The sequence below is a fragment of the Pseudoxanthomonas sp. 3HH-4 genome (genome assembly GCF_006716465.1).
Taxonomy (GTDB): Bacteria; Pseudomonadota; Gammaproteobacteria; order Xanthomonadales; family Xanthomonadaceae; genus Pseudoxanthomonas_A.
The window spans coordinates 64,665-81,938 of sequence record NZ_VFPB01000006.1; the positions used below are offsets into that span (position 1 = coordinate 64,665).

15 protein-coding genes and 1 pseudogene are annotated in these 17,274 nt (G+C 67.3%); 11 read left to right on the forward strand and 5 right to left on the reverse strand.

What is annotated here, in order from left to right; genetic code table 11:
- Positions 1 to 201 precede the first annotated feature (201 nt).
- The gene (gene trxA / locus FB548_RS16910) at positions 202 to 543 is read right to left on the reverse strand and encodes a thioredoxin TrxA (protein WP_062350453.1); all 342 of its coding nucleotides are present in this window, start codon (positions 541 to 543) and stop codon (positions 202 to 204) included.
- 225 nt (positions 544 to 768) lie between these two features.
- Here trxA and rhlB point away from each other — a divergent pair, with 225 nt between their 5' ends.
- The 6 genes from rhlB to FB548_RS16940 all read left to right on the forward strand — a co-directional run bounded on the left by rhlB (position 769) and on the right by FB548_RS16940 (position 6,443).
- On the forward strand, positions 769 to 2,448 hold the full coding sequence (rhlB, locus tag FB548_RS16915) for an ATP-dependent RNA helicase RhlB (protein WP_142125979.1): 1,680 nt from the start codon (positions 769 to 771) through the stop codon (positions 2,446 to 2,448).
- 103 nt (positions 2,449 to 2,551) lie between these two features.
- Positions 2,552 to 3,238: a cell division ATP-binding protein FtsE gene (ftsE, locus tag FB548_RS16920; RefSeq protein WP_142125980.1), complete on the forward strand. Its 687-nt coding sequence runs from the start codon at positions 2,552 to 2,554 to the stop codon at positions 3,236 to 3,238.
- Positions 3,235 to 4,179 carry a permease-like cell division protein FtsX gene (gene ftsX / locus FB548_RS16925; protein WP_142125981.1) on the forward strand — a complete coding sequence of 315 codons (945 nt, stop codon included), beginning with the start codon at positions 3,235 to 3,237 and terminating at the stop codon, positions 4,177 to 4,179. The genes ftsE and ftsX overlap by 4 nt, the downstream gene beginning before the upstream one ends.
- Before the next feature lie 14 nt (positions 4,180 to 4,193).
- Positions 4,194 to 5,033, forward strand: a complete 840-nt coding sequence (locus tag FB548_RS16930) for a response regulator (protein WP_142125982.1) — start codon at positions 4,194 to 4,196, stop codon at positions 5,031 to 5,033.
- Between the two features lie 16 nt (positions 5,034 to 5,049).
- Positions 5,050 to 5,757, forward strand: coding sequence for a uracil-DNA glycosylase (gene ung, locus FB548_RS16935; RefSeq protein ID WP_142125983.1), 708 nt, complete (start codon positions 5,050 to 5,052; stop codon positions 5,755 to 5,757).
- A gap of 71 nt (positions 5,758 to 5,828) precedes the next feature.
- Positions 5,829 to 6,443, forward strand: coding sequence for a hypothetical protein (locus tag FB548_RS16940; protein WP_142125984.1), 615 nt, complete (start codon positions 5,829 to 5,831; stop codon positions 6,441 to 6,443).
- 56 nt (positions 6,444 to 6,499) lie between these two features.
- Here FB548_RS16940 and FB548_RS16945 read toward each other — a convergent pair whose 3' ends face one another.
- Positions 6,500 to 7,057: a DUF2059 domain-containing protein gene (locus FB548_RS16945; RefSeq protein ID WP_142125985.1), complete on the reverse strand. Its 558-nt coding sequence runs from the start codon at positions 7,055 to 7,057 to the stop codon at positions 6,500 to 6,502.
- A 123-nt stretch (positions 7,058 to 7,180) separates the two neighbouring features.
- Between FB548_RS16945 and arfB the strand changes: the two genes are divergently transcribed.
- Together arfB and FB548_RS16955 are read left to right on the forward strand one after the other, a co-directional pair.
- Positions 7,181 to 7,615, forward strand: a complete 435-nt coding sequence (arfB, locus tag FB548_RS16950; protein WP_142125986.1) for an alternative ribosome rescue aminoacyl-tRNA hydrolase ArfB — start codon at positions 7,181 to 7,183, stop codon at positions 7,613 to 7,615.
- 4 nt (positions 7,616 to 7,619) lie between these two features.
- On the forward strand, positions 7,620 to 8,216 hold the full coding sequence (locus FB548_RS16955; RefSeq protein ID WP_304654064.1) for a lysophospholipid acyltransferase family protein: 597 nt from the start codon (positions 7,620 to 7,622) through the stop codon (positions 8,214 to 8,216).
- Between the two features lie 69 nt (positions 8,217 to 8,285).
- On the opposite strand, the gene FB548_RS16960 is transcribed toward FB548_RS16955, so the two are convergent.
- The 3 genes from FB548_RS16960 to FB548_RS16970 form a co-directional block, all read right to left on the reverse strand.
- Entirely contained in the window at positions 8,286 to 11,309 is a 3,024-nt protein-coding gene (locus FB548_RS16960; protein WP_255470616.1) for a TonB-dependent receptor, read from the reverse strand.
- A 132-nt stretch (positions 11,310 to 11,441) separates the two neighbouring features.
- Positions 11,442 to 12,503, reverse strand: a complete 1,062-nt coding sequence (locus FB548_RS16965) for a FecR domain-containing protein (protein WP_142125988.1) — start codon at positions 12,501 to 12,503, stop codon at positions 11,442 to 11,444.
- Complete coding sequence (locus FB548_RS16970; RefSeq protein ID WP_142125989.1) at positions 12,481 to 13,077, reverse strand: sigma-70 family RNA polymerase sigma factor; 597 nt, start codon at positions 13,075 to 13,077, stop codon at positions 12,481 to 12,483. Before FB548_RS16970 ends, FB548_RS16965 begins: the two co-directional genes overlap by 23 nt.
- A gap of 473 nt (positions 13,078 to 13,550) precedes the next feature.
- Between FB548_RS16970 and FB548_RS19065 the strand changes: the two are divergent.
- The 3 genes and pseudogenes from FB548_RS19065 to FB548_RS16980 form a co-directional block, all read left to right on the forward strand.
- Positions 13,551 to 13,967: pseudogene (locus FB548_RS19065) on the forward strand (cyanophycinase); the annotation flags it as partial.
- Between the two features lie 201 nt (positions 13,968 to 14,168).
- Complete coding sequence (locus FB548_RS19070) at positions 14,169 to 15,149, forward strand: isoaspartyl peptidase/L-asparaginase (RefSeq protein WP_255470617.1); 981 nt, start codon at positions 14,169 to 14,171, stop codon at positions 15,147 to 15,149.
- A 378-nt stretch (positions 15,150 to 15,527) separates the two neighbouring features.
- Positions 15,528 to 17,261, forward strand: a complete 1,734-nt coding sequence (locus FB548_RS16980) for a DUF11 domain-containing protein (protein ID WP_221625987.1) — start codon at positions 15,528 to 15,530, stop codon at positions 17,259 to 17,261.
- Positions 17,262 to 17,274: the final 13 nt, after the last annotated feature.

Genomic DNA, 17,274 nt, shown 5'->3' on the forward strand with positions numbered 1-17,274 from the left:
GCTAGGTGGCGAGCGCCGGCGTTGCGGCGGCGGGGTGAAGTGAAGAGTGGGTGTTCAGATCAGATGGGTGCGGCGCATCCCCTGCGCCGGATTTCTGGTTCGACACTACCACCGCCCCGGGGTGGCGGCAAGCCGCGCAGGGGCGGAGGGTTCAAGCGGATTCAGCCTCAGCCCCCGTGGTGACGAGGGCTGGGCGGAGGGTCAGGCAGCTTGGGAGCCGAGGGCCTTGTCGATCATCTGGGTCAGCTGGCCCTTGCCGACGGCACCGATCTGGGTGGCCTGGATCTGGCCGTCCTTGAACAGCAGCAGCATCGGGATGGAGCGCACGTGGTACTTGATGGCGGTGGCGCGGTTCTCGTCCACGTTCACCTTGGCGACCTTCAGCTTGCCGCCGTAGGTCTCGGCCAGTTCGTCGAGCACGGGCGAGATCATCTTGCACGGGCCGCACCATTCGGCCCAGAAATCCACCAGTACGGGTTCGCCTGACTGCAGCACGGCAGCATCGAAATCGGCATCGCCGACGTGGGTCACTTTGTCGCTCACGGGGATCTCCTGCGGGGTCCGCGGCCGGGCGCGGACGGGTTCGGGCCGGGACGGCCACCACGATTGGGGTAAACTGGGGCGTTCCGCGACCTTTTCAAGGTTACCCAAGTGGTCGCGCAACCCGGCACAGGGGGCGCAGTGTGCGACGCCGGTACGGCCGATGCAAGCACACCCACCGCATTCATAAGAGACGCGCGCGGAACACAGCGACGCAAAGAAGAAGGCATGAGCGACAAACCGTTAACCGATATCACTTTCTCCTCGTTCGACCTGCATCCGGCGCTTCTGGCCGGGCTGGAAGCCGCAGGTTTCTCTCGCTGCACGCCCATCCAGGCGATGACGCTTCCGGTTGCCCTCGCGGGCCGCGACGTTGCCGGCCAAGCGCAGACCGGCACCGGCAAGACGCTGGCGTTCCTGGTGGCGGTGATGAACCGTCTGCTGACGCGTCCGGCGCTGGCCGAGCGCAAGCCCGAGGACCCGCGTGCGCTGATCCTGGCGCCCACCCGCGAGCTGGCCATCCAGATCCACAAGGATGCGGTGAAGTTCGGCGCCGACCTCGGCCTGCGCTTCGCGCTGGTTTACGGCGGCGTGGACTACGACAAGCAGCGCGAGATCCTGCAGCAGGGCGTGGACGTCATCATCGCCACCCCGGGCCGCCTGATCGACTACGTCAAGCAGCACAAGGTGGTCAGCCTGCACGCCTGCGAGATGTGCGTGCTGGACGAAGCCGACCGCATGTTCGACCTGGGCTTCATCAAGGACATCCGCTTCCTGCTGCGCCGCATGCCCGAGCGCACCACGCGGCAGACGCTGCTGTTCTCGGCCACGCTGTCGCACCGCGTGCTGGAGCTCGCCTACGAGCACATGAACGAGCCCGAGAAGCTCGTCGTCGAGACCGAGTTCATCACCGCGGCCAAGGTGCGGCAGAAGCTGTACTACCCGGCCGATGAAGAAAAGATCCCGCTGCTGATCGGCCTGCTGTCGCGCAGCGAAGGTGCGCGCACCATGGTGTTCGTCAACACCAAGGCATTTGTCGAGCGTGTTGCCCGCGCGCTGGAACGGGCCGGCTACCGCGTCGGCGTGCTGTCCGGCGACGTGCCGCAGAAGAAGCGCGAATCGTTGCTGAAGAAGTTCCAGGCCGGCCAGCTGGAACTGCTGGTGGCCACCGATGTGGCCGCGCGGGGTCTGCATATCGACGGCGTGTCGCACGTGTTCAACTACGACCTGCCGTTCGACGCCGAGGACTACGTGCACCGCATCGGCCGCACCGCGCGCCTCGGCGCCGAGGGCGATGCGATCAGCTTCGCTTGCGAGCGATACGCGATGTCGCTGCCCGACATCGAGGCCTACATCGAGCAGAAGATCCCGTCCGAGCCGGTCACCGCCGAGCTGCTGACGGCGCTGCCGCGCCCGGAGCGTCCGAAGCCGGCAGCGGGCGATGACGAAGAAGAAAGCGTCAGCCAGATCTTCCGCGAGGCGCGCGAACAGAAGGCGGCCGACGAAGAGCGCCGTGGTGGAGGCCGCAAGCCCGGTGGCTCCGGTGGCGCCGGTCGTCGCGACGGTGCTCGCCGCGACGGTCCGCGTTCGGCCGATGGCAAGCCGCGTCCGCCGCGCGCACCGCGTCCGCCGCGCCCCGAAGGCGAGGCTGCCGCCGCGGCCGCACCGGCGGCGCATGTTGCGGAAATGCCGCGTCCCGAGGCTGCCGCGCTGCCGGAAGGCGACCGCAAGCCGCGCAAGCGTCGTCGTCGTCGCCATGGCCGTCCGCTCGACGGGGCCGAAGGCGCCGTGGCGAATGTCGCGCCGGCCGCACCGAAGCCCGCAGTCGCACCGAAGCCTGCCGACGAGAACGCGGGCTTCCTGACGCGCCTCGGACGCAAGATCCGCTCGCTGGTGTCCGGCGGCTGATCCGTCCGCTCGCACGCGTCATGGAGAAGCCGGGCCTGTCCCGGCTTTTTCTTTGCGCGCCGGCATCGCCAGTGTCTTGATCGGTCCGGCATAATCGACGCACATGAGCGTCCTTCGATTCGAAAACGTCAGCAAGCAATACCCCGGCGGCCATGCGGCGCTGGAGGACGTCAGCTTCGAGGTGGCCGAAGGCGAGATGCTCTTCGTCACTGGCCATTCCGGCGCTGGCAAGAGCACCCTGCTGAAGCTGATCCACCTGAGCGAGCGGCCCAGCCGCGGTGCCGTCCTGTTCGCCGGCAAGAACCTGTTGAAGGTGCGTGGCGGCCGCATTCCGCTGCATCGTCGCGAGGTCGGCGCGGTCTACCAGGACCACCGGCTGCTCACCGACCGCACGGTAATGGAGAACGTCTCGTTGCCGCTGATCCTGCGCGGCGATCGCCGTGGCGACATCGGCAAGCGCGTGCGCGAAGTGCTGGCGCGACTGGGGTTGGGCCATCGCGAGAAGGCGTTGCCCACCCAGCTGTCCGCGGGCGAACAGCAGCGCGTCGGCATCGCGCGCGCCATCGTCGCCGAGCCGCGCCTGCTGGTGGCGGACGAACCGACAGGCAACCTCGATCCCACGCTGGCGGCGGAGATCATGTCGCTGTTCGCCTCCATGCCCGAACGCGGCACCAGCGTGCTGGTGGTCAGCCATGATCTATCGCTGCTCAAGCGGATGAAGAAACGCGTGCTGATCCTCGATCACGGCAAGCTGGTCGACGACATCTCGCCGGCGGACCTGGCCGAATGAGCGACGCGAAGAACAGCCGCGCGCATGCGCGCTCCGGGTTCGGCATCTGGCTGGACCAGCATCTCTACAGTTTCGTCTCCAGTCTGGGTCGCACCGTGCGTCGCCCGTGGGCGACGTTGCTCACGATCGGTGTGATGGGGGTGGCGTTCGTGCTGCCGCTGGGCCTGTGGCTGGCGTTGCAGAACGTGGGCCACTTCGCCGGCGAAGTGCAGCAGTCGCGCGAGATCGACCTGTTCCTGACCCCGGACACGCCGGTGGCGCGCGCGCAGGCGCTCGCCGAATCGCTGCGTGGGCGCGACGATGTCGCCCGCGTCGAGTTGCGCACGCCCGAGCAGGGCCTGGCGGAATTCCGCGAACGCAGTGGACTGGCGGGTTCACTGGACCTGCTGGACGGCAATCCCCTGCCCAGCCTGCTGGTGGTGGTGCCCGAGGGCGACGAGGCGCGACTGATCGCCGCGCTGGAGGCGCTGCCGGAAACCGACCTGCTGCAGCACGATGCCGCCTGGCGCGAGCGGCTCACCGGATGGATGGGCTTCGGCAAGCGGCTGGTCTGGGTACTCGCCGCGCTGTTCGGACTGGGTGCCCTGCTGGTGGTCGGCAATACCGTGCGCCTGGACATCCAGTCGCGGCGCGAGGAAATCGGCGTGCTGCAATTGCTGGGCGCCAGCGATGGGTTCATCCGCCGGCCTTTCGTGTACCTGGGCGCCTGGTACGGCCTGGCCGCCGGTGCGCTGGCGCTGGGCCTGCTGACGCTGGCGGCGCTGGCGTTGCGTGATCCGCTCGCGGCGCTGGCACGCAGTTATGGCAGTCCGTTCGTACTGGTGGGGCTGGACCCGGTCGGCGCGACGGCCGTCGTGGTGGCCGCTACGGTCATCGGCTGGGTGGGGGCATGGCTGGTGACGGGCCACTTCTTGCGTCAGACTCGACCGACTGAAACCTGAGATTCCTCACCTTCATGGCCCAAGAGCTCCGGCACCTGATCAGCGACGCACCCCGCGTGATGGTGGTGGACGGGTCCAAGCTGGTCCGCAAGCTGATTGCCGACGTGCTGCAGCGCGAGTTGCCGGGGGTGCAGGTGATCGGCTGCTCCAGCGTCGCCGAGGCCCGTAACGCACTGGCGGGCGGTGAAGTGCATCTGGTGACGACGGCGCTCGCACTGCCCGATGGTGACGGACTGGAGATCGCACGCAGCGTCCGCGAGGCCGCAGGGCAGGCCTACGTACCGGTGATCGTGGTCTCCGGCGATGCCCAGCAACATCTCGAAGAGCGTCGCTTCACCGAATTCGTCACCGATTATTTCGACAAGTCACTCGGGCACGAGGCGCTGGCCACCTTCATCCGAGGCTACGTGCAGCCCGAACCGATCATCGGCGCCACCATCCTGTACATCGAGGACAGCCGCGTCGTCGCCGAGACCACGCGGCGGATGCTGGAGCGCCAGTCGCTCAACGTGGTGCACGTGCTGAAGGCGGAAGACGCGTTCGCTCTGCTCACGGCGGAATCATTGGGCCTGTCCACCCACAAGTTCGACCTGGTGCTCACCGACGTGATCCTGAAGGGCGAGCTGAGCGGTCGCGACATCGTGCAGCGCATCCGCGTGGACTTCGCCTACGGCAAGCGGCGACTGCCCATCCTGGTGATGACCGGCGACAGCAACCGCGACAACCAGGCCGAACTGCTGCAGGCCGGCGCCAACGACCTGGTGCTGAAGCCCATCGCCGAACGCCTGCTGGTGACCAAGGTCCTGTTCCAGCTGCGCCTGGCGCGCATGGACGAATCGCGCAGCCTGGTCTGAGCCGCACGCGACACGCATGACCGACGACGACCGCATCAAGCTGGAGCCTTCGTGGAAGGCGCACATCGGCGACTGGCTGCAGCGGCCGGACATGCGCGATCTGTCGGCCTTCCTGCGCCAGCGCAAGGCGGCCGGCGCGCGCATCTATCCGCCGGGGCCGCAGATCTTCGCGGCGTTCGACGCCACGCCGTTCGATGCGGTGAAGGTGGTGATCCTCGGGCAGGATCCGTACCACGGGCCCGGTCAGGCGCACGGCTTGTGCTTCTCGGTGCTGCCGGGCGTGCCGGTCCCGCCGTCGCTGGTGAACATCTACAAGGAAATCAACGCCGATCTCGGCATTCCACCACCGGATCACGGCTGCCTGCTGCCGTGGGCACGCCAAGGCGTGCTGCTGCTCAATGCCGTGCTGACGGTGGAAGAAGGCCGGGCCGGCGCCCACCAGGGCAAAGGCTGGGAAGGCTTCACCGACCACGCCATCGAGACGCTGGCACGCGAGCGCGAAGGCCTGGTGTTCCTGCTGTGGGGCAGCTATGCGCAGGCCAAGGGCAAGGTGATCGACACGCGTCGCCACCGCGTGCTGCGCGCGCCGCATCCTTCGCCGTTGTCGGCGCATCGTGGCTTCCTGGGCTGCGGGCATTTTTCGGCGACCAATCAGTACCTGGCGCAGCGGGGGCTGCGGCCGATCGACTGGCGATTGCCGTTGAAGGATGCGTTGGAGGTCTGATTCGTCCCGGGTCTGTCGGGCTCGGTTTCCGCGTGCGGCGCGATGCCGTGCGCACCAAAGGGGAGGGGTGCATGAAAGTACTGAAGATGGTGGTGGTGTTGTCGTTCCTGTTCCTGCAGGGATGTGCATCGGCGTTGATGAAGCCTGCGGATGGCAGTGCGCTGGTGGCGCCGCCAGGGGAGAGCAGCCGCGTGGTGTTCCTGCGCCCGTCCTCGTTCGGCGGCGCGATCCAGGCGTCCCTGTTCGACATCACGGGCGATGAGACCCGCTTCATCGGAGTGAGTTCGACCGGAACGCAGGTCGTACATGACGTCGCGCCGGGCCGCCATTGGTTCATGGTGGTGTCCGAGGCTGCGGATTTCATGGAAGCCGACCTGGCGCCCGGGCAGACGTACTACGCCGTGGTGACGCCGCGCATGGGCGCGTGGAAGGCGCGCTTCTCGCTGTGGCCGATCAAGACGGCCTCGGACAACGAATTCAACTGGCGCAACGCGGACGTGGCGAAGTGGATCGCCAATGCGAAGCACGTGCAGAACACGCCGGAAGGCGAGGCGTGGTTCAAGGCGAACCAGGCGTCCATCGCCAGGAAACAGGCGGACTATCTGGCCGTCTGGAACAAGAAGAGCGCAGCGGACCTGGAGCAGCGCACGCTGGTGCCCGGGGATGCGTCCGTCGCGAAGCCTTGATGCAAGGGGGGCGTCCGCGATAGCCGGGGGCTCCCTTCAGTCAGGGGAGCGTGCGCTCAGCGCGTGCGGCGGCGCTTCTGCGGCGGTGAGACCGGCGGGGGCGGGGCGACCGGAATGTTCTTGATCTCGCTCTGCAGCTCTTCCAGCATCGGCACCATCTTCTGCTGCACGGCCGACATGATGTTCTGCATCAGCGCCGGGTTCTTGTCGAGCATGCGCTGGCCGGTCGCGCTTTCGTAGAACTTGGTGATCGCGCGCACGTCTTCGCGCGTGTAAGTCTTCTTGTAGACATCCAGGTATACCGGCCGCATCTCTTCCCACGACAGCGCCCTGCGGACGATTTCCTGCGTCTTGGCCTGGATCCGGGCGACTTCGCCTTTCTGTTCCTCGGTCATCTCCTTGCCGGCGAAGTGCTTGTCGAACTCCTGCTGCTGCACCGCTTCCATCTGGGGGATCATCCCCGCCAACAGGCTTTCGGCACGTGATGCCTTCAGCAGGCGGTCGATGTCGGCGTCGGAAGGCTCGGCGGCGAAGACTGGTCCGGCCAGGGCCAGTGCGAGGACCAGCAGCGCACGAAGGAACGGGGGCGCCGTGTTCAGCGAGGATCGGGTCATGCGGTATGGGCGGCGTGGAGCGGGGCCACAGGGTGCCTGCCCGGGAGTAAATCTGGTGTTAATCGTCGGCCAATCCACGCGCTTGCACTGCGAACGGACACGCATCCTGACTACAATCCGCACATGGGGAGCACTGCACTCGAGATCACGCCGACGCTGGCGATTCCGGACGACGAGCTGGTCGAGCGCTTCGTGCGCGCCAGTGGCGCCGGCGGCCAGAACGTCAACAAGGTATCCACTGCCGTGGAGCTGCGCTTCGACGTGGCCGGCTCGCCTTCGCTGCCCGAGGCGCTGCGTGAGCGCCTGCTGGCCAAGCGTGACCGCCGGCTGACGGACGAGGGCGTGCTGGTCATCGACGCGCAACGCTTCCGCACCCAGGATCGCAACCGCCAGGACGCACGCGAACGGCTGGCCGACATCATCGCCGCTGCGCTGGTGGTGCCGAAGAAGCGCGTAGCCACCAAGCCCTCGCGCGCCGCCAAGGCGCGTCGGCTGGATGCCAAGCGCGAGCGCAGCCATATCAAGCGCGGCCGCTCGCAGAAGAACCAATGGGAGTAATTGTTTGAGCGATGACATCATTCCGCGCATTCCACCCAACATGCCGCAGGTGCCGCCGAACCGGTTCACCCGCTGGCTGGGCCGCACGTTCCTGCGCACCTTCGGTTGGAAGGTGACTGGCACGCTGCCGGACATTCCGCGGCTGGTGATGATCGTGGCGCCGCATTCGTCCAATTGGGACGGCATCTGGGGGATGGCGGCGAAGATCGCCATGGGCTTCCAGGTGCGGGTGCTCGGCAAGGCGCAACTGTTCTGGTGGCCGCTGTCGCCACTGCTACGCAAGCTGGGCGTGGTCCCGGTGGATCGCAGCTCGCCGCAGGGCACGGTGGAGCAGGCCGTGCGCATGCTGCGGCAATCCGAGAAGATGTGGTTCGCTCTGACGCCGGAAGGCACGCGCAAGCGCGTGGACAAGTGGAAGGGCGGCTTTCTGAAGATCGCCCACCAGGCGCAGGTGCCGATCCTGATGGCGTACTTCCACTATCCGGAAAAGACCATCGGCATCGGCGACGTGTACTACCCCACCGGCAACATGGACATCGACATGGCCGCGATCCGCGACTGGTACCGGCCGTGGCAGGGGAAGAATCGCGGGACGGTGTGACCGGGCCGTACTCGAAAACAAGAAGCCCGCCGGAAGGCGGGCTTCTTGTTGTTGCCGTACTGGAAGAGCTTACAGCGCGCTGCCACCGAACTTGTGGGTGTACTGAAGGTAGAAGCTGCGGCCCTCGGTGTCGAACCACGAGATGTCGTAGTAAGGATACGAGGTGTAGGTCGGATCGACCGGCGGCGCCTTGTCGAACAGGTTGACCACGGACAACGAGATCTGCGAGTGGTCGTTGAAGCGGAACTGCACATTCGCGTTGTAACGGTAGGTTGCGCCGATCTTCGGGCCCGGATCGCCTTCCTCCCACACCTCATCGTAGGACCAGCCGTTGGGCAGGCTTCCCAGGCGACGGCCCTGGATGGCGGCGCTCCATGCGTTCTTCTCCCACGACAGGCGCAGGCTGGCCTTGGTGCGCGGGATGTCGTAGCCACTGTTGATGGCGAACATGTCCACGACCGCTTCATCCGGATACTCCTGGATGTCGTGCTTCTCCACCCAGGTGTAGCTGCCGGTCAGGCGGAACAGGCCGATACCGGTGTCCAGCTTGAGGTTGGCCGTGGCGTCGATGCCGCTGGTCTTCTCCTGCGCGATGTTGATCGGGTTGACGTGTACGCCGTAGATGGCGCCGGTCTGCGTGCGCGTGACGCGGGCCAGCATGTCGACGCACGTATCGGACGTCGCGACCGCGCCATTCAGGCCCAGCCGGCAATCCCGCTCCCAGCGCATGACTTCGTTCGCGCGAAGGTCCTGCACCTGGTTGCGCATGTCGATGTTGAAGTAGTCCAGCGACAGGTCCAGCCACGGCGCGGGTGACCAGACCAGGCCGGCGGTCCAGGAATCGCTGGTCTCCGGCTCCAGGTCCTTGTTGCCGACGCGACTGCGGATGATACCTTCGCCGCCGTAGCTGCAGTCGTCGTAGCTCTCGGCATCCGGCTCTTCCGTGTCGCAGCGGTAGAAGTCGGTGACCGAGGTTTCATCGTTGCCCGGGCCCGTGAACACGTAGTGCAGGTCGGGCGCACGGAACGCGGTGCCGTAGGAGCCGCGTACGAGCAGGCTGTCGATCGGGCGCCACTCCAGGCCGGCGCTCCAGGTGAACTTGTTCGGATCGCGGCCGGCGAAGCGGTACTGGTCGAAGCGGCCGGCGACGCTCAGGTTCAGGCTGTCGAGCAGTGGCATGCGAAGTTCGCCTGCCACTGCCCAGCGGTTGCGGCTGCCCTTTCCGTCCGAATCCTTCCAACTGTAGTAGTAGTACTGCGTCGCCAGCGGGTCGGGCTTCAGGTCGTAGGACTGGCGACCGAGTTCGGCGGTGGCCGCGAATCCTGCATCGCCGCCGGGCAACGAGAACAGCGAGGCGTTCGTCAGCGTGAACGACAGCGACTGCGTCTCGGATTCGGGCTTGTAGGTGGTACGGGCGAAGATGCTGTCGTACTCGGCACGCGTCAGCGGCGTGTACATGCGTTCGTGGGGCGCGTCGTAGATCGGATAGCCGTCTTCGTCATAGCCGAGCTGCGGTCCGAGGAACAGGTCGTTGGCGCGCGCGGCGACGATCTGCGGCCAGCTGATCTCGGCCCGGTACTGCGAATGGCTCAGCGCGGCTTCGTAGTCCCAGTTGCTGCCGAAGCTGCCGGAAAAGCCGGTGGTGACGCCGAAGGTCTTCTGGACGGTATTGACCATGCCGTTGCGCAGGCCGCCCATTTCTTCCACGGTGAACTGGCGCTGCCAGTACTCGAGCTGCTCGGTGTTCTGGTTGTAGAAGTAGTCCCATTCTGTGCCGTCTTCCGTCATCAGCGCCCAGCTGCGCGGCGCCCGGAACAGCGACAGTTCGTGGCGGCCGGCCTGCACGTCGGCGAACCAGCGCGTGCCATTGCCGAACTCGTAGTTGAACGTGGCGTAGGTGTTCACGCCTTCGCGCTTGCTGATCATGGTGCGGTAGGCCACCGCACGGTCGCTGCCGCAGTAGTAGCCGTAGTTGCGGCGGTTGGCGTAGTGCATCGTGCCTTCGTTGAGGTTCGACAGGCTGTCGCAGGTCTCCTCGCCCGGATCGATGTAATCGTCCCACCAGTCGGTAATCAGGAAGTTGCGCGGCGGATAGCCGTAGCGAGCCGGGTTCGGCGCGTCGTAGCTGGAGTCCTGCTGCGGCCGCTCGTAGCCCCACAGTGGAGTCTGGTCGCGATACTCCATGCCCAGCACGGCATCGAAGTTGCCGCGCGAAAAGCCGCCGGAGATGTTGACGCGCATCGATTCCGCGTCGCCGCGTTCGGTCTGTCCGTAGCGATAGTCGATGGTGATGCCGTCCGCTTCCTTCTTGAGGATGAAGTTGACCACGCCGGAGATCGCGTCCGAGCCGTAGATCGCCGACGCGCTGCCGGTCAGTACCTCGATGCGTTCGATCATGCCCAGCGGCAGGCTGGAGATGTCGGTGAAGTTGCTGCGGCCTCCGAAAGGCAGTGGGAAGTCCGCGATGCGACGACCGTTGACCAGCACCAGGGTGTGGTTCGGGCCCAGGCCACGCAAGTCGACCTGCTGTGCGCCGGGGGAAAAGTCCGCACCGCCGGCCGATTGCTGGCTCTGGGTCTCGCCGCCGTTCTGGGTCAACGACTGCAGTACATCGGGAACACTGGTGAAGCCGCCTGCCTTGATGTCCTCCGCCGTCACCACGGTGATCGGTGCCGGTCCCTCGATCTGTGCACGCGGGATGCGCGAGCCGGTGACCTGCAGCGTTTCCAGCTGGGTCACGGGCTCTTCGACCTGCGCGGCGCCTCCACCGGGAGGTGTTTCCTGCGGTGCAGGACGCGGGGGCGGTGCGCGGCGCGGAGTGGCGTCGGCCTGCACGATCAACACCGCGCCGGACGCGTCGCGCTTGGCCTGGAAGCCGCTGCCCTGCAGCAGGCGATCCAGCGCCTGGTCGGTCGACGTGGCGCCCTGCACCCCGGTGGTGCGCCGGCCCTTCAGCTGATCGGCGCGATAGACCAGCTGCGTGCCGGACTGCTTGGCCAGCGTGTTGAGCGCTGCCGTCAGTTCGCCCGCAGGCAGGTCGATGCGGCCCGGGGCCGCCTGGGCCTGCGCGGCGAGTGCCGCGCTACAGGCCATGCTCAACAGCAGGACTCGCACTGGGTACTGCATCGACGACTCTCCCCGTGGTGCTCGGAATGGCACCTCTCGCTATCAGGACGAACGAGCCGCGCAAATCCCCCCATGACCTTCGTCGTGGCGTGCGTGGCCCTAGCGCGTGTGCAGCACGATGCGGTCCGGGTGCCGTTCGGCACGCACCGGGAATCCCTGTTCCAGCAGATGCGTGAAGCCGTCGGCGTTGGACCAGCGGAAGTTGCCGCCCACGCGCAGCTCGGCGACGGTGGCGTCGGCCACTTCCAACTTGCGGGTGTTGAAGCGGTTGAACTCGGCCGCGGCCTCCGCCAGCGAGGTGTCGTCGAAGGTCAGGAAACCCTCGCGCCACTCCAGGTAGCGTTCCGCATCGGCCACCGGCAGCGAGCGCACCAGCACCCCGTTGCGGCCGGCAGTTGCCACGCTGCCGGCCGGCAGCAGGGCCACCGGCTGCGCGCGGCCATCGCGGCCGGCGCGGCTTTCCAGCCGCACCTTGCCTTCCGTCACCACCACGCGCACAGCGTCGGTATCGCGTCGTACGGAGAAGCGCGTGCCCACGGCCGCCACGCGGCGGCCTTCCGTTTCCACCACGAACGGGCGCCGCGTATCGCGGGCCACGTCGAAGAAGGCTTCGCCCTGCACCAGGGAGACGTGCCGTTCGCTGCGACTGATGCGCAGTTCCAGCCGGCTGTCGCTGCTCAGTGTGGCGGTGGAGCCGTCGGGCAGCGTCACGGTCTGTATCTGGCCGACGGTACTGGCGTAGGTGCCCTGCTCGCGACCGGTCATCTGCCAGCCGCCCCAGGCGGCCGAGCCCAGTGCCACGATCGCCAGCGCGGCCGCCATGCCATGCCGCCATCCGCCGCGCTGGCCACGATCATCCCGATGGCGTGGCGAGAAGGCGACGCCCTGAAGATCGGGCAGGCGGTCCGGCGTTCCTTCCGCCATGCGCGTGCCAGACCGGGCACGGGGCGGCGGCGAACCCGCAGGAAGCCCCGCCGCCAGCGCCTGCAGGCGACCGGCTTCACGCCATGCGGATTCCAGCCTCAGCCATGCCACCTTGTGCTGCGCGGACGCGGTCAGCCAGGCATCCAGCGCACGCTGGTCCTGCGCGCACCAGTCATCGCCATCGCGACGGACCAGCCAGTCGGCCGCAGCTTCTTCAATCCGTCTGCTGTCGGTCATGTCCGTCGTCCTCGTCCATGACGGGCCGGGCAGCCGGTCGCGCGACCGGTCCACGCACGGCGTCGCCGCCGTACAGGTGGTCGGCGAGCAGGCGCATCCCTTTGGCCAGATGTTTTTCCACGGTCTTCTCGCTGATGCCCAGTTGCCGGGCGACGTCCTTCTGCGGCAGTTCCTCTACCCGCCGCAGCCACACCACCTCGCGGCAACGGTCGGGAAGCCGGTCCAGGGCCTCGACCATGCGCTTGAGCGCCTGTCGGGTCCCGGTCCACCGCTCGGGCGACACCTCGTCGATCAGGTAGACGTTCGAGGACTCGAAATCACCCACCGACTCGATCGACACCACCCGGCTGCGGCGCAGGCGGTCGGTCATCAGGTGGCGGGCGGTGGCGAACAGGAAGGCCTTCGGCGCGTCCGGCCGCGCGCGCGCCGCCGCTTCGTAGACGCGCGCGTAGGCCTCCTGCCGCAGGTCATGCCACTCGTCGCGATGTGGCCACGCGCGTTGCAGGAACAGCACCAGTGCCCGTTCGTGGACGAGCACCTCGCGGATGAACCAGTCGTCCAATTCGGTGGGCATGGCCGCACTCTAGCCGATCACGCCCGTCGTACGCGCGGTCCATCCGGATGGGGGGAAGTGCGCGCCGGTTCGTCTCTCCTTGGCATCGGTGCGTGGCATCCTGCCACCACCTTCGACATGGGAGTGGCGGCATGGTGTCTGTCTTTGGTGCAGTGCGGCGTGGCGTGGTGTGCGTGCTGGCGCTGGCCTTGTCGTTGCCTGCGCTGGCGGGCAAGCCGGCGCATTACGTACTGGGTGACACCGGCGCGAAGACCCCGGGGAAGGTGCAGCCGGGCCTGCTGCTGATGGGCGGCGGCGACCGCAACTTCGATGCGATGCGCTGGTTCATGCAGAAGGCGGGCAACGGGCACATCGTGGTGCTGCGCGCATCGCAGGCCGGCGAGATCGGCGAGGAATTCTTCAACGAAGTAGGCGGCATCGCGTCGGTGGAAACGTTCGTCTTCAGCGACCGGGACGCGGCGACGGATCCCGCCATGCTGCGCAGCCTGAAGCGCGCCGATGGCATCTTCCTGGCGGGCGGCGATCAGTCGCGTTACGTGCGCTACTGGCGTGGCACGCCGGTTGGCGCCGCGCTGGACGCGCACGTGCGCGCCGGCAAGCCGCTGGGCGGCACCAGCGCCGGACTCGCCATGCAGGGCGAATACCTCTATGGCGCGATGGATGGCGGCAGCCAGATCAGCCCGCGCGCGCTGGCCGATCCGCTCGGTCCGGACAACACCATCGAGACGGATTTCCTGCACTTGGCGTTGCTGAAGGGTGTCATCACCGACACGCACTTCAGTGAACGCAACCGCCTCGGCCGCCTGATCACGTTCGTCGCCAAGGCCGAAGCGATGGCGCAGCGTCCGCTTATCGGTCTGGGCGTGGATGAAGACGCCGCGGTCGCCGTGGAAGGCGATGGCAGCGCGCGCGTCTATGCGACCACGCCCGGTGCCGGCGCAACGGTGGTGAAGGGTGGCTTCGCACAGAAGCAGGTCGAAGACGAGGCGATGAATCTCGATCGCGTCGATACCGTCATCGCCGGCGTCGACTCCGTGCTGCACCTGCCGAGTGGGCGCGTCGAGAAGCCCGCCGCCGAACGCCAGTACGCCGTGCGTGACGGCGTGCTGGTGGCGCTGGATTCGCCGGTGCTGGTGATCCACGGCGGTGCTGGCGTCGAACGCGCGGGCATGACGCCGGCCGACGAGGATGCCGCGCGCAAGGCACTGGAAGCGGCGCTGCGCGCGGGGCATGCACAACTCACCGCAGGCAAGCCGGCGCTGGACGCGGTGACCGCCGCGATCACCGTGCTGGAGGATGCGCCGCAGTTCAACGCAGGCCGTGGTGCTGTATTCACCCACGACGGCAAGAACGAACTCGACTCTTCGATCATGGACGGCGCCACCGGCAAAGCGGGCGCCGTGGCCGGGGTGCACCGGGTCAAGAATCCGATCACGCTGGCACGCGCGGTGATGGACAAGTCGCGCCACGTGATGATGGTCGGCGGCGGCGCGGAAGCCTTCGCGAAGGAGCAGGGCATCACGCTCGTCGACCCATCGTACTTCCGGACCGAAAAGCGCTGGCAGCAGTTGCAGAAGGCGCTGCAGGAAGAAGCGCAGGCGCAGGCGAGCAATATGCCGCTGGCGTTGCCGGGCAAGGCGTACTTCGGCACGGTCGGCGCCCTGGCACTGGACGTGAAGGGACAATTGGCTGCGGGCACGTCCACCGGCGGCATGACCAACAAGCGCTACGGTCGCGTGGGCGACGCGCCCATCATCGGCGCGGGCACCTGGGCCGACGACCGTTGCGCGGTCTCCGGTACCGGCTGGGGCGAGTACTACATCCGTGCGGCGGCTGCGCACGAGATCTGCGCGCGTGTGCGCCTGTCCGGGCAGGGCATTGCCCGCGCGGCTGATGGCGTGATCAACCGCGACATCCCGAAGGCCGGCGGCGACGGCGGTGCGATCGCCCTCGGCGCCGACGGCAGCATCGCGTTTCCGTTCAATACCGAAGGCATGTACCGCGGCTGGATCGGCGCCGACGGCGTGCCGCACGTGGCGATCTACAAGGAAGACCCGCTGCCTGTGCGCTGAGTCGGCGGCTGGACTCCGAGGTGCCGGATCGGGGACGACAGCCCATCGAGACGGACGGGTCCGCACGGTCGCGCCGTGCCCTGTCTGCCGTGCCTAGTGGCCCGCTGTGTCGGGGGGCCATCCTCATCTGACGAGGGGAAGGGTGCGGCCGGCTGAACAATTTTTCTTCCGCAGGACTCTTGGAGCGGCGATAGCGTGACGTATTGCTCAAAAATGTGAAATGTAAGCTAAGATACGGATCACAGTTGTGAGTGACCCCTCCATAGCCTGGAAGGCGTCTTGGGTCACCGCGTCAAACGGGGGCAAGCGTAAGGCCGTTGAATCCACAGGCCCGGGGAGCGCCTCTCCAACAGATCGTGTCAGGGGATCCGTTCGTCGATGTCGTACCACGCTATTGATGGTCTGCGCCCGAGCGGCGCGTTTTCTGCACGTCCGTCGTCTTCCACCGTCGCCTTGGTCACCACGAAGACCCGCCGCTGGCGGCGTGGCACCGGGCAGGCCGGCCTGCTGCTCGCGGGCCTTGTGGCGGCCGGTTCGGCGCTGGCGCTGATCACCGGTACCTGGACCACCAATGGGTCCGCATCGGCCACCACCACGGTCAATGGCATCACCGTGACGTGGACTGGCATGGCCGACAGTGCGTACTCCAACGGCAGCTTCAACGGGACCAACGGCGGCCGGTGGACCGACCCCTATGGCGGTACGGTGAATGGTGGAGCTTCGCTGACGTTGCTGCACGAAGTCGGCAGCCGGAACTACACAGTCACCTTCAGCAAGCCGGTGGACAACCCGGTGCTGCACATCGATCGCCTGGGCGGCGCGATCGGCTCCGATCCCAACAGCTCGCGATGGACGTTGAACAGTTCGGTCTCCCAGGGCGGGACCGTCTCGCTGACGCGGCTCAGCGGCAATCCGCAGTTCCTGGTGAACGGCAGTACCTTCGTGCGCGACACCAGTAACGGCTTCTCTGGCGAAGCCGATGCGGAATGCCGGACGGGCAACACGGGATCGATCGCCCGTGGCACGGCCTGCGGCTCGGTCCGCTTCAACGGCACCGGCATCACCAGCCTGACCTTCAACGCGGGGTTGCAGGGGCCGACCGGAGGCGATCAGCTGGAAGTGCGCTGGAGCTTCGAAGGTTCCAGCGTGATCGTGCGCAAGCAGTCCGCGGGCGGCACCGGCACCTTCGGCATCACCGCCAGCAATGCGCTGTCGCAGGCGTTCAACCTGACCACGACGGCGCAGAATTCGCCGGTGGCGTCGGCCATCTATCCGGTCACCAACCACGCGGCCGCGATCACGCTGACCGAGTCCAGCGTCCCCACCGGCTATGTGCTGACGTCCGGCGCCTGTACGGACCAGAGCGGTGCCGCCGTGAGCGTCATCGTCGACACGGCGACCCGGCAGATCACCATTCCCACCGCGAACTACCGCGCCAACCAGACCATCACCTGCACCCTGACCAACAGTGCGCAGGCCACGCTGGCCCTTGCGAAGACGTGGGTCAACGCGGCGATCAACGATACCGCCGCGCTGTCGGCGACCGGGGGCGCCACCAACGCCACGCTGTCGTCCACCGCCAACAGTGCATCGGAAACCGATACCGGATCCGCCGTGCAGGTGGTGCCGGGCAACGTCATCACCCTGGGCGAAACCCTGGGTGCGGGCAATGCGCGCACCTACACCGCGGGCGCGTGGAGTTGCACCGGAGGCAGTCTCAGCGGCAACACGCTGACCCTGACCAGCGCGCATGCGGGCCAGGCCATCATCTGCACGATCATCAACACCGCGCGCGTGGCCGATCTGTCGGTGGTGAAATCCACCGCTTCAGGCCCCTCCCTCAGCGGGGCGCTGCGGAACTTCACCGTGACCGTGTCGAACGCAGGCCCCAGTGCGGCGGATGGTGCGCTGGTGAGCGATACGCCCGGCGGCGGCCTGAGCTGCCCGGCTGCCGGCAATCCCATCACCTGCAGCGCCAGTGGCGGCGCCGCGTGTCCGGGCGCCGCGGCGCTCCCCAGCCTGGTAAGCGGCGGCGTGGCCGTACCTGTGCTGCCTGCCGGGGGGCTGGTGACCTTCATCGTGCCTTGCCAGGTGACGGCGACGGGGCTGTAGGCTCCGGCGGCGC

Bases quoted from the DNA above. Each gene is read 5' to 3' on its own strand.
- rhlB (WP_142125979.1), top strand. From the start codon at position 769: ATGAGCGACAAACCGTTAACCGATATCACTTTCTCCTCGTTCGACCTG.
- ftsE (WP_142125980.1), top strand. From the start codon at position 2,552: ATGAGCGTCCTTCGATTCGAAAACGTCAGCAAGCAATACCCCGGCGGC.
- ftsX (WP_142125981.1), top strand. From the start codon at position 3,235: ATGAGCGACGCGAAGAACAGCCGCGCGCATGCGCGCTCCGGGTTCGGC.
- FB548_RS16930 (WP_142125982.1), top strand. From the start codon at position 4,194: ATGGCCCAAGAGCTCCGGCACCTGATCAGCGACGCACCCCGCGTGATG.
- ung (WP_142125983.1), top strand. From the start codon at position 5,050: ATGACCGACGACGACCGCATCAAGCTGGAGCCTTCGTGGAAGGCGCAC.
- FB548_RS16940 (WP_142125984.1), top strand. From the start codon at position 5,829: ATGAAAGTACTGAAGATGGTGGTGGTGTTGTCGTTCCTGTTCCTGCAG.
- FB548_RS16945 (WP_142125985.1), bottom strand. From the start codon at position 7,057: ATGACCCGATCCTCGCTGAACACGGCGCCCCCGTTCCTTCGTGCGCTG.
- arfB (WP_142125986.1), top strand. From the start codon at position 7,181: ATGGGGAGCACTGCACTCGAGATCACGCCGACGCTGGCGATTCCGGAC.
- FB548_RS16960 (WP_255470616.1), bottom strand. From the start codon at position 11,309: ATGGCCTGTAGCGCGGCACTCGCCGCGCAGGCCCAGGCGGCCCCGGGC.
- FB548_RS16965 (WP_142125988.1), bottom strand. From the start codon at position 12,503: ATGACCGACAGCAGACGGATTGAAGAAGCTGCGGCCGACTGGCTGGTC.
- FB548_RS16970 (WP_142125989.1), bottom strand. From the start codon at position 13,077: ATGCCCACCGAATTGGACGACTGGTTCATCCGCGAGGTGCTCGTCCAC.
- FB548_RS16980 (WP_221625987.1), top strand. From the start codon at position 15,528: ATGTCGTACCACGCTATTGATGGTCTGCGCCCGAGCGGCGCGTTTTCT.